The 11279-nt window shown below is 64.7% G+C and carries 11 protein-coding genes; all 11 read right to left on the reverse strand.

What is annotated here, in order from left to right; genetic code table 11:
- The coding region (locus ACEN88_RS15300; RefSeq protein WP_413340875.1) for a LysR substrate-binding domain-containing protein at positions 1–752 on the reverse strand (752 nt) is incomplete at its 3' end.
- Positions 753–786: 34 nt separating this feature from the next.
- Positions 787–1560 carry an enoyl-CoA hydratase gene (locus ACEN88_RS15305; RefSeq protein ID WP_413340877.1) on the reverse strand — a complete coding sequence of 258 codons (774 nt, stop codon included), beginning with the start codon at positions 1558–1560 and terminating at the stop codon, positions 787–789.
- Between the two features lie 78 nt (positions 1561–1638).
- Positions 1639–2835, reverse strand: a complete 1197-nt coding sequence (locus ACEN88_RS15310) for an acetyl-CoA C-acyltransferase (RefSeq protein ID WP_413340879.1) — start codon at positions 2833–2835, stop codon at positions 1639–1641.
- A gap of 29 nt (positions 2836–2864) precedes the next feature.
- Positions 2865–5261: a 3-hydroxyacyl-CoA dehydrogenase/enoyl-CoA hydratase family protein gene (locus ACEN88_RS15315; RefSeq protein WP_413340881.1), complete on the reverse strand. Its 2397-nt coding sequence runs from the start codon at positions 5259–5261 to the stop codon at positions 2865–2867.
- 161 nt (positions 5262–5422) lie between these two features.
- Positions 5423–7213, reverse strand: coding sequence for an acyl-CoA dehydrogenase C-terminal domain-containing protein (locus ACEN88_RS15320; RefSeq protein ID WP_413340883.1), 1791 nt, complete (start codon positions 7211–7213; stop codon positions 5423–5425).
- A 35-nt stretch (positions 7214–7248) separates the two neighbouring features.
- A complete protein-coding gene (locus tag ACEN88_RS15325) occupies positions 7249–7878 on the reverse strand; it encodes a TetR/AcrR family transcriptional regulator (RefSeq protein ID WP_413340892.1) in 630 nt (209 codons plus the stop codon).
- A 144-nt stretch (positions 7879–8022) separates the two neighbouring features.
- Positions 8023–8406 (reverse strand): RNA-binding S4 domain-containing protein, encoded by a 384-nt coding sequence (locus ACEN88_RS15330; RefSeq protein ID WP_413340884.1) that lies wholly within the window; start codon positions 8404–8406, stop codon positions 8023–8025.
- Between the two features lie 12 nt (positions 8407–8418).
- Positions 8419–9579 carry a cardiolipin synthase ClsB gene (gene clsB / locus ACEN88_RS15335; protein ID WP_413340886.1) on the reverse strand — a complete coding sequence of 387 codons (1161 nt, stop codon included), beginning with the start codon at positions 9577–9579 and terminating at the stop codon, positions 8419–8421.
- Between the two features lie 2 nt (positions 9580–9581).
- Complete coding sequence (locus ACEN88_RS15340; protein WP_413340888.1) at positions 9582–10409, reverse strand: endonuclease/exonuclease/phosphatase family protein; 828 nt, start codon at positions 10407–10409, stop codon at positions 9582–9584.
- Positions 10410–10516: 107 nt separating this feature from the next.
- Positions 10517–10708 (reverse strand): hypothetical protein, encoded by a 192-nt coding sequence (locus ACEN88_RS15345; protein WP_413340889.1) that lies wholly within the window; start codon positions 10706–10708, stop codon positions 10517–10519.
- A gap of 202 nt (positions 10709–10910) precedes the next feature.
- On the reverse strand, positions 10911–11279 hold a 369-nt coding region (locus tag ACEN88_RS15350), incomplete at its 5' end, for an ATP-binding cassette domain-containing protein (RefSeq protein WP_413340891.1).

The following is an 11279-nucleotide window of genomic DNA, read 5'->3' on the forward strand; positions in this document are numbered from 1 at the left end:
CGCACGGCGTCGCGGTGCTGCCCGCCGACGCCCAGGCCGGCCGCCACCATCTGGCACATCGCATCGAAGCTGCGCACCTGGATGCGCACGCGCAGGCGCCGGCCCATCGCTTCCGTCTCGGCCTGCAGGCGCTGCGCCAGCGACGTCCCCTGCGACAGGCTGACGACGTCGAAATCCGCCGCCTCCTCGAAGCCCAGGCTGCGCCGGCGCGCGAGCGCGTGGCCGGCCGGGACCACGAGCACGAGGCGGTCTTCGCGATACGGCATCAGGTGCAGGCCGAGGGCCGGCGTGCGGTCGGCGAAGATGCCGATGTCGGCGCGGCCTTCGAGCACGCCCAGCACGATCTCGTTGCTGTTGAGCTCAGCGAGCTCGATCCGGATCGCCGGATTGGCCCTGGCAAACGCGGCGATGTCGGCCGGCAGGAACTGCGTGATCGCGGAGGTGTTCGCCCACAGGCGCGCCACGCCGACGATGCCGCTGGCGTGGTCGTGCAGTTCGGCCGCCAGCAGGTTCACGTCGCCGAGGATGCGCTGCGCGTGCCGGGCCAGCGCCAGGCCGGCCGCGGTGGGCGTGATGCCGCGCGAATGGCGTTCGAACAGCGCGGCGCCGACGGCGGCCTCCAGGTCGGAGATGCGCTTGCTCGCCGCCCCGACGGCCAGGTTGGCGAGCAGCGCGCCCTTGCTGATGCTGCCGGAGCGGACGACGTGGCTGAACAGGGAAAGTGAAACGAGGTCGAGACGGTGCAGGTTCATGAAGGCATTGTGCACCGATCCCGGCCCGCGGTCATCAGTCGAACTTGCTGAAGTCCGGCTTGCGCTTCTCGAAGAACGCCGTGAAGGCTTCCTTCGCCTCGGCCCCGGTCAGCATCGCGCTGAACCGCTCGTTCTCGGCGGCGATGGTGTCCTTTACCAGCGCCGCACGCGAGCGCTTCATCAGGGCCTTGGTCGTGCGGATCGACGCCGCCGGCAATTTGACCAGCTTGGCAGCCTGCCCCTGCGCGAACGCGAGCAGCTCCGCGGCCGGCAACACGCGCGCCACGATGCCCATCTCGAACGCTTCCTGCGCGCCGAAGGCTTCGCCCAGCATCAGCTTTTCGGCAGCACGGGTGTAGCCCGCCGATTGCGCGACGAGCAGCGACGATGCGAACTCGGGGCACAGGCCCAGCTGCGAGAACGGCATCGAGAATTTCGCGTTATCGGCGCAGTAGACGAGGTCGCAGTGCATCAGCAGCGTGGTGCCGATGCCGACGGCGGCGCCGGCGACGGCCGCGACCACCGGCTTCGAGCAGCCTTCCAACGCGCGCATGAACTGGAATACGGGGCGCGATTCGGTCATCGCGCCTTCGCCCACGTTGTGCAGGAAATCTTCGAGGTCGTTACCGGCCGTGAAGATCTCGGGCTTGCCCGTGATGAGGATCGCGCGGATGGCGGGGTCGGTGTCGGCTGCGCGCAGCGCATCGGCCAGCAGGGTGTACATGGCGCCCGTGATGGCGTTCTTGCGTTCCGGGCGGTTGAATTCGAGGGTGAGGATGCCGTCGGCGGTGGTGGTCAGGATGTCCATTCGGTGTCTCGCTTGTTCGTATAAAAAAAGGGTGGGAACGGTTGTGCCGTACCCACCCTTCCGTTCACGTCGTGTGGATTACACGCGTTCGATGATGCCCGCCGCGCCCATGCCGGCGCCGACGCACATGGTGACCATGCCGTACTTCAGGTTGTTGCGGCGCAGGGCGTGGACGACGGTCGCGGCGCGGATCGCACCGGTCGCGCCCAGCGGGTGGCCGAGGGCGATCGCGCCGCCCATCGGGTTCACCTTGCTGGTGTCCAGGTTCAGGTCGCGGATGACGGCCAGTGCCTGTGCCGCGAAGGCTTCGTTCAGTTCGATCCAGTCCAGTTGGTCCTGGGTGATGCCGGCGGCGGCCAGCGCCGCCGGAATCGCGACCTTCGGACCGATGCCCATGATCTCCGGCGGCACGCCGCGCACGGCGAACGACGAGAACTTGGCCAGCGGGGTCAGGTTGTGTTCCTTCAGGATCTTCTCGCTGACGACGATCAGCGCGCCGGCGCCGTCCGACATCTGCGACGACGTCGCGGCCGTCACGCTGCCCTTGGCGGCGAAGACGGGCTTGAGCTTCGCCATGCCTTCCATGCTGGCGTCGGCGCGCGGGCCTTCATCCAGGTCGACGGTGCGGCGCTTGACCTTGATCTCGCCGGTCGCCAGGTCCGGCGTGCGGGTGACGATTTCCACCGGGGTGATCTCGTCCTTGAACAGGCCGGCCTGCTGGGCGGCGATGGCCTTGCGGTGCGATTCCAGGCCGAAGGCGTCCTGGTCTTCGCGGCTCACCTTCCACTGGGCGGCGACCTTCTCGGCCGTCAGGCCCATGCCGTACGCCAGGCCCACGTTCTCGTCCTTGAACGTCTCCATGTTGATCGACGGGTGGTGGCCCATCATCGGCACCATCGACATCGATTCGACGCCGCCGGCGATCATCACGTCGGCCTCGCCGACGCGGATGCGGTCCGCGGCCATGGCCAGGGCGGTGATGCCCGAGGCGCAGTAGCGGTTGACGGTCACGCCGCCGACGGTGTTCGGCAGGCCGGCCAGCACGACGGCGTTACGGGCCACGTTGAAGCCCTGCTCCGCTTCCGGGAACGAGCAGCCGACGATCGCGTCGATGATCAGTGCCGGGTCCAGGTTCGGCACGGCGGCCATCGCGCCGCGGATGGCGGCCACCAGCAGGTCGTCCGGACGGGTCTTGTTGAAGAAGCCGCGCGGCGCCTTGCCGATCGGGGTGCGGGTCGCTGCGACGATGTATGCGTCTTGAAGTTGTTTGCTCATGTCAGTAGTCCTTGTTGTCCGCGCCGCGATCAGTTACGCACCGGCTTACCGTTTTGCATCATGCCCATGATGCGTTCCTGGGTCTTCGGATTGTTCAGCAGCGAAACGAATGCCTTGCGCTCCATGTCGAGCAGCCACTGCTCGGACACGACGCTGCCCTGGTCGATGTCGCCACCGGAGACGATCTCCGCGATCGTGTCGCCCAGCTGGTAGTCGTACGCGGAGATGAAGCCGCCGTCGCGCATGTTGACCAGTTGGCCGCGGATCGTGCCCCAGCCGTAGCGCCCGGTGACGGTGACCGGGCGGCGCAGCGGTGCACGATAGCCGGCGTCGAACATCGAGCGCGCGGTGACCTTCGCCACGTGCAGCAGTTCGTACGGGTTGAAGACGATGACGTCGTCGTCCTTCAGGTAGCCCATTGCCTTCGCTTCCAGGGCCGATTTCGACACCTGCGCGGTAGCCGCGTTGGTGAAGCCGGTCTTCAGGAATTGCAGGATGTCGTTGCCCTTCGATTCATTGGCCGCGCGCACTGCCGCTTCCTTCAGGCCGCCGCCGGCCGGCACCAGGCCGACACCCACTTCCACGAGGCCGATGTACGACTCGATCGAGGCCACGCGCTTCGATGCGTGCAGCGCCATTTCGCAGCCGCCGCCCAGGGCGAGACCCGCCACCGCGGCCACGACCGGGATGTTCGAGTATTTCATCGCCATGAACGTGTCCTGCAGTTCCTTGACGATCGGGTCCATCGCTTTCGCGCCGCCCGCCATGAAGGCCGGCAGGGCCGATTGCAGGTCGGCGCCGGCCGAGAACGCGCCGCCGTCGGCCGCATCGGTATTCCAGATCACGATGCCCTTGAAGCCCTTCTCGGCTTCGGCCAGCGCGCGCTGGATGCCCTTGATGACGCCGTCGCCGATCACGTGCATCTTCGTCTTCAGCGAGATGACCAGCACTTCGTCGCCCGAGTGCCACAGGCGCACGGAATCGTCCTCGAACACGGTGGTGCCGGCGGTCTTCGGATCTTCGCCGCCCGCGCCCACGACCGGTGCGCGGAACTGCTGGCGCTCGTACACTGCCACGTCGGAGCGCGGCACGTACGCGTTCTTCGTGACCGAATAGGAACCTTCAGGCGTGTGCACGCCCTTCTCCGCGACCGGTGCGCTGAACACCCAGGCCGGCAGCGGTGCATCGGTCAGGGCCTTGCCCGCTTCGATGTCTTCCTTGACCCACTGGGCGATCGTGTTCCAGCCGGCGGCCTGCCACGTCTCGAACGGGCCGACGCTCCAGCCGAAGCCCCAGCGCATCGCGAAGTCGACGTCGCGCGCGTTGTCGGCGATCGAGTCCAGGTGGAAGGCGATGTAGTGGAAGGCGTCGCGGAAGATCGCCCACAGGAACTGCGCCTGCGGGTTGGTCGATTCGCGCATCGCCTTGAATTTCTTGACCGGGTCCTTCTCTTTCAGGATGCGTGCGACGATGTCGGCTGCCTTGGCGCCGCCCGGCACGTATTCGCCCGTCGCGGTATCCAGGCGCAGGATGTCCTTGCCGACCTTTTTATAGAAGCCGGCGCCCGTCTTCTGGCCCAGCGCGCCCTTTTCGATCAGCTTGGCCAGCACGTCCGGCGTCTTGTACACGCCGAAGAAAGGGTCGTCCTGCAGGTTGTCCTGCATCGTCTTGATGACGTGGCCCATCGTGTCCAGGCCGACGACGTCCGCCGTGCGGAACGTGCCCGACTTGGCGCGGCCCAGCTTGGCGCCGGTCAGGTCGTCGACGACGTCGACGGACAGACCGAACTTCTCGGCTTCGTGGATCGTGGCCAGCATGCCGAAGATGCCGACGCGGTTGGCGATGAAGTTCGGCGTGTCTTTCGCACGCACGACGCCCTTGCCCAGGACCGAGGTCAGGAAGGTCTCGAGCTGGTCGAGGATTGCCGGCTTCGTCGCGGCGGTCGGGATCAGTTCGACCAGGTGCATGTAGCGCGGCGGGTTGAAGAAGTGCACGCCGCAGAAGCGCGACTTCAGCTCGGCGTCGAAGCCTTCGGCCAGCTTCTCGATCGACAGGCCCGACGTGTTCGACGCGAAGATGGCGTTGGCGCCGATGTGCGGTGCGACCTTCTTGTACAGGTCGTGCTTCCAGTCCATGCGCTCGGCGATGGCTTCGATGATCAGGTCGCAGCCGGCCAGCACGTCGAGGTTGTCCTCGTAGTTGGCGACTTCGATCAGTGCGGCATCTTCCTTGTTGCCCAGCGGCGCCGGCGACAGTTTTTTCAGGTTCTCGATGGCCTTCAGGACGATGCCGTTTTTCGCTCCCTCTTTTGCAGGCAGGTCGAACAGCACGACCGGGACCTTGGCGTTGACGCAGTGCGCAGCGATCTGCGCGCCCATCACGCCGGCGCCCAGCACGGCGACTTTCTTGACGATGAAATTAGTCATCTCTCGTAATCCTTAGTTAAGTCGTCGTCCCCGCGAAAGCGGGGATCCATACTGAAGCACCGAAGTCGGAAGCTGTGCTTTGCTCGTGACTATCCAAGTTCCGATGCTCAGTATGGGTTCCCGCTTTCGCGGGAACGACGGGTAGATTTGATGGTGCGTGTTTAAAACAGGTCGGCGTCCAGCGCCATCAGGTTCGACGAACCCGAACGTGCCTGGCGGATCAGCATCGCGGTTTCCGGGTACAGGCGGGCGAAGTAGAAGCGTGCGGTCGCCAGTTTCGACTCGTAGAACTTGTCGCCCGAATCCTTCTTGGCCAGTGCGATCTTCGCCATCTGCGCGAAGAAGTACGAGAACACCATGTGGCCCACGACGCGCAGGTAAGGCACGGCGGCGGCGCCCACTTCGTCCTGGTTCTGGAAGGCCTTCATGCCGATTTCCATCGTCAGCTTGCCGACCTTCTCGCCCAGTTCGCCCAGCGGGCTCACGAATTCGGACATCTGCTCGTCCAGGCCGTTGTCTTCGACGAACGCCTTGATCTTTTCGCCGAACGCGCGCAGCTTGGCGCCGTTGTCCATCAGGATCTTACGGCCCAGCAGGTCCAGCGATTGCACGGTGTTCGTGCCTTCGTAGATCATGTTGATGCGGGCGTCGCGCACGTACTGCTCCATGCCCCACTCGGCGATGTAGCCGTGGCCGCCGTAGACCTGCATCGCTTCCGACGTGGCGATCCAGCCGTTGTCGGTGATGAAGGCCTTCACGACCGGGGTCAGCAGCGCGACTTCGTCGGCGGCTTCCTTGCGGACAGCTTCGTCCGGGTGGTTCAGTTCACGGTCGATCTGCAGCGCGACGTACGACGTCAGGGCGCGCGCGCCTTCGGCATAGGCTTTCGCCGTCAGCAGCATGCGGCGCACGTCCGGGTGGACGATGATCGGGTCGGCCGGCTTGTCCGGTGCCTTCGGGCCCGACAGGCTGCGCATCTGGATGCGGTCTTTCGCATAGACCAGCGCGTTCTGGTACGCGACTTCGGTCAGGCCCAGCGACTGCATGCCGACGCCCAGGCGGGCGGCATTCATGAACACGAACATCGCGTTCAGGCCCTTGTGCGGCTGGCCGATCAGCGTGCCGATGGCGCCGTCCAGGTTCATCTGGCACGTCGAGTTGCCGTGGATGCCCATCTTTTCTTCGATGGCGCCGCAGGTGATGCCGTTGCGGGCACCGACGGAACCGTCGGCGTTCGGCAGGAACTTCGGCACGAGGAACAGCGAGATGCCTTTCGAGCCTTCCGGCGCGTCCGGCAGGCGGGCCAGCACCAGGTGGACGATGTTTTCCGACATGTCGTGCTCGCCGGCCGAGATGAAGATCTTCGAGCCGGTGATGCTGTAGGTGCCGTCGGCCTGCGGTTCGGCCTTCGTGCGCAGCAGGCCCAGGTCGGTGCCGCAGTGCGCTTCGGTCAGGCACATCGTGCCGGTCCACTCGCCCGAGACGAGCTTCGGCAGGTAGAACTTCTTCTGGTCGTCGGTGCCGTGTTCCTTCAGGCACTCGTACGCGCCGTGCGACAGGCCCGGGTACATGGTCCATGCCTGGTTCGAGGAGTTCAGCATCTCGTAGAACGAGTTGTTCAGCGAGACCGGCAGGCCCTGGCCGCCGTATTCCGGATCGCAGGCCAGCGCAGCCCAGCCGCCTTCCACGTACTGTTTGTAGGCTTCTTTAAAACCCTTGGGCGTGGTGACGGTCTTGGTGGCGGCGTCGTAGTGGCAGCCTTCGCGGTCGCCGCTGTGATTCAGCGGGAACAGCACTTCCTGCGTGAATTTCGCGCCTTCTTCCAGCACCTGGTTGATGATGTCGGCGTCGATCTCCTGGTACGCCGGCAGGTTCTTGAATTCTTCGGTGACGTTGAGGAACTCGTGCAGAACGAACTGCATATCACGAAGTGGCGCGACGTACTGACCCATGGTTGTTCTCCTGACAGGTGAATATTTTGTGTGAATTACTGGGCGCTGGCGGTATCCGCCTGGCTGTTTTGCTTGTTGGGATTGCGGTAATCTTCGACCAGGCGCGCGAAGCCGCGGTGCGCGCGGTCGACGGTGCCCGGGATGCGCAGGAAGCGCGCATCGTGGTGCACCGCCAGCACGAGGCCATACATCTCGTACACGAGTTGCTCGGGGTCGGTGCCCGGCTTCAGGTCGCCGCAGTCGATCGCCTGTTGCGCGCAGCGCAGCAGGGCGCCCTGCCACGTGCGGACCATGGCGACGAGTTCTTCGCGGATCGGGCCCGGGCGGTCGTCGTATTCGACGGCTCCACTGATATAGATGCAGCCGGACGCGATCTCGACCGAGACGCGCTTGAGCCAGCGATTGAACATCGCCTCCAGGCGCGGCAGGCCGCGGGCTTCCTTCAGGCTGGGGAAGAAGACTTCCTGCTCGAAGCGGCGGTGGTACAGCTTGAGCACGTCGATCTGCAGGTCTTCGCGCGACCCGAAGTGCGCGAACACGCCCGATTTGCTCATATTCATGCGGTCGGCCAGCAGGCCGATCGTCAGGCCTTCCAGACCGTCGCGGCTGGCGAGCTCGAGCGCAACATCGAGGATGGCGGCCCGCGTCATCTCGCCCTTGCGCATGCTCATGCTTTTCGCTGTCGTATTAATAATATGCCTCGCGTAAGAGAGGATTTAATCTGATCGAAAAAATCCGAACGCTCGTACTATTATCTACCAGCCGTGAAATGTCAAACGGGAACTTAGAGGCGACGTTCTAGTGTGTTGTCAGCCGCCCGCACGGGTGATGGCGCGGCGGTCGCGCTTGGTCGGGCGGCCCTTGATCGTGCTGCCCGGTTCGGGGAACAAACGGCGTGCTTCCTGATCGTTTTCCCTACGGACGATACTCTCTTCCGTCTCGCGGTACAACGCCTGGGCGACGGGTGCCGGCCCCCGCTTGTCGGACAGGCCCAGCACGACCACCTCCCAGCGGTTCGAACCGTTGTCGACGAAAATCTTATCATCGACCTTGACGGAGCGGGCGGGTTTGACGGGTTCGCCGCCGATCCGCACGCGGCCCCGGTCGACCGCATCCGCCGCCAGCGAGCGCGTTTTAAAAAAGCGCGCGGCCCACAGCCATTTGTCGATCCTTACGTTGTCATTCTCTGTCATAGCGTCTTTCCATCATGCGTAGCCGATCGCGACGACCCGCATGGTCAATTTATAGAGAAGATAGGCCATTTCGTGGCCGCAGCGGCGCACCCAACCGAGTTGCCGCAGATCATCCAGGCACACCTCCACGCCATCGGCCACGCCCCGCTCGATCTGGCGGGCCAGCGTACCGGCGAACTGCGCATCGCGCACGACGACGTTCGCTTCCTGGTTGACGAACAGCGACAGCCCGTCGCAGTTGCTGGAGCCCACCGTGGCCCAGTTGTCGTCCACGACGCAGACCTTCGCGTGCAGCTGCGTCTTGCGGTATTCGACGATGCGTACCCCGGCCGCCAGCAGCTGCGGGTAGAACGACGACGCGACGGCATCCTGCATGCGGAATTCGCCCACGCCGATCATCAGGCAGACGTCGACGCCGCGCCGCGCGGCCTGGCACAGCGCGTCGCGGAACTTGCGGCCCGGCGCGAAATACGGTGTGGCCATCAGCACCCGCTTGCGTGCGCGGCCGATCGCCTGCAGGTAGGCACGCTGGATCGTGCGGCGGTTGCGCAGGTTGTCGCGCACGACGAACGCCGCGCGCATCGGGTGGTCGCCCAGCGCGGCCGGCTGTTTGCGCATTTCCCGGAACAAATTGATCCGTCGGACGAGCGGCAGGTGACCGGCCCGCGTCCACTGGGCCTGGGCTTCGCGGTGGATTTCCGCGACGAGCGGCCCCTGCACGCGCACGGCGAAATCCCAGCGGGGTGCCGGCAGCGGCGCGTGCGGCTCGTAGTCGTGCAGGTTGTCGTCGTTCGTGTTGATGCCGCCGACGAACGCGACTTCACGGTCCATGACGGCGATCTTGCGGTGGCTGCGCGCGGCACCGCGCTTGAACCACGGATTGAACATCCGATAATGCACGCAGACCGCGCAGAATTCCTCTTTCAGCCGCAAGGCGACGCGGTTGCCGGTGCCGAACCAGTCGGCCAGCACGCGGACCTTGACGCCGCGCTGCGCCGCACGGATCAGCGCGTCGGTGACGGCGCGCGCCGTGTCGTCCTCGGCATAGATATACGTCTCATACAGGATCTCATGTTTGGCCGCGTCGATGGCGGCCAGCAGCGCCGGGAAATAAGTGCTGCCGCTTTCGAGGAGAGTAACGTCGTTGTTGGCTACATACGTAACGGTGCGCATCGCTATGCCAGCTGCAGGTTGGCCACGATCGGTGCGTGGTCCGACAGGCGCGCCCACTGCGGGCCGTGCAGCACTTCGGCATGCTCGACCTTGAAGCCGCGCACATAGATCCGGTCGAGCCGGAACCAGGGCAGCGCGGCAGGAAACGTCCGCGCCGGCACCAGGCGTTTTTCGCGCCCGGCCGCATTGCGCACGATATCACCGATCCGCGCGCCGAACCGCGCCGGCCGCTCCAGTTCATCGAATACCTCAACGACGCCCAGCTTCAGCCGCAGGCAATCGCTCAGGGTATTGCGCCAGTCGTTGAAGTCGCCGGCGATGATAACGGGCTCGTCCGGACGTGCGGAGTCCTGCACGCACTGGACCAGCGCCTCTGTCTGGCGCCGGCGGCTGACTTCGAACAGGCCCAGGTGCACGACGTAGCAGTGGACGTTGCCGGACGGCGTCTCCAGCACGCAATGCAGGATGCCGCGCTGTTCGTAGGCGTGGTCGGAGACGTCGTGGTTGTTCTGGTTCGAGATCGGAAAACCGGACAGCAACGCGTTGCCGTGATGGCCGTGGTCGTACACGGCATTCATGCCATAGGCGGCATGCAGGTTTTCACCCGCAAAGAACTCGTGCTGGGCCTTCTCGGGCCAGTGGTGATGGGGAGTGCGCACCTTCTCGCCATAGCGGGCCTGGTAGCGGTCGTGCCGGCCCTGCACCTCCTGCAGGAACACGACGTCCGCATCGAAGGCACCGATGGCTTTTTTCAGCGCCAACACGCGCGGCGTACTACGGAAGGAAGAGACGCCCTTGTGGATGTTGTAGGTCGCAACACGGATTTTCATGGGAACATTGTAACCCCATCAGTCCGTGCCTTTCCGGGGCGGGGAGCGCAATCGTGCGCCGGTGGCGCCTTCCCCGGCTTCTGGCCAGGAAAGGCGTTGGGGACTGCTCAGGGGGCGACGGCGCGCATGTAATCGCCGTTCGGCAGAGGACGCGCTTCCGGTGGGATGACGGGCTCGCGGTAGACCGGGTTGGTGCGCAACGGGCCCATCAGGCGGAGACCGCTCAATAGCTCGATGCACAGGTAATCGTTATCGACGCCAACGTCCTTGACCTTCTGCTCGTGTCTGCGTTCGCTCATGATTCCTCCCTTTGTTGGACATTGCTAAATTGAAAAGTCGCCAGAAACGACTTGTGGAACTTAATGAAATCATTTCTAGCTGTCAAACAAGCGATTGTATTGTGTGCATCAAATTTTAGGAAATTTAATTCCGTTTGTACAATGGAGAAAAACTGCCCGATGTAACAATCGGGCAGAATTGATCACGCTAAAACTCTCACAATCACGCAGATTGATGAGTTTGCAGCACCCGATCCAGCACGTTCTGCTCCAACCCACCGAACTCCACGCTGCCCCGCGCGCGCGGCCGCGCCAGGCCAACGTCCAGGTCGAGAGCCAGCCGCCCCTGCTCGATCAACAGGATGCGATCGGCCAGCACCACGGCTTCCTGCACGTCATGCGTGACGAGTACGGCCGTGAAGCCGCGCGCCGTCCACAGCGTTTCGATCAACTGCTGCATCTCGATGCGCGTGAGCGCGTCGAGTGCCCCGAGCGGCTCGTCCAGCAACAGCAGCTGCGGTTCATGCACGAGCGCGCGCGCCAGGGCCACGCGTTGGCGCTGGCCGCCGGACAGCGCGGCCGGCCAGTCGTC

Origin of the sequence: Massilia sp. CT11-108 (assembly GCF_047302915.1) — a bacterium.
GTDB classification, from domain to species: Bacteria; Pseudomonadota; Gammaproteobacteria; order Burkholderiales; family Burkholderiaceae_D; genus Telluria; species Telluria orientalis.

Coding starts and splice junctions, on each gene's coding strand:
- ACEN88_RS15305 (WP_413340877.1), bottom strand. CDS start 1,560: ATGGACATCCTGACCACCACCGCCGACGGCATCCTCACCCTCGAATTC.
- ACEN88_RS15310 (WP_413340879.1), bottom strand. CDS start 2,835: ATGAGCAAACAACTTCAAGACGCATACATCGTCGCAGCGACCCGCACC.
- ACEN88_RS15315 (WP_413340881.1), bottom strand. CDS start 5,261: ATGACTAATTTCATCGTCAAGAAAGTCGCCGTGCTGGGCGCCGGCGTG.
- ACEN88_RS15320 (WP_413340883.1), bottom strand. CDS start 7,213: ATGGGTCAGTACGTCGCGCCACTTCGTGATATGCAGTTCGTTCTGCAC.
- ACEN88_RS15325 (WP_413340892.1), bottom strand. CDS start 7,878: ATGCGCAAGGGCGAGATGACGCGGGCCGCCATCCTCGATGTTGCGCTC.
- ACEN88_RS15330 (WP_413340884.1), bottom strand. CDS start 8,406: ATGACAGAGAATGACAACGTAAGGATCGACAAATGGCTGTGGGCCGCG.
- clsB (WP_413340886.1), bottom strand. CDS start 9,579: ATGCGCACCGTTACGTATGTAGCCAACAACGACGTTACTCTCCTCGAA.
- ACEN88_RS15340 (WP_413340888.1), bottom strand. CDS start 10,409: ATGAAAATCCGTGTTGCGACCTACAACATCCACAAGGGCGTCTCTTCC.
- ACEN88_RS15345 (WP_413340889.1), bottom strand. CDS start 10,708: ATGAGCGAACGCAGACACGAGCAGAAGGTCAAGGACGTTGGCGTCGAT.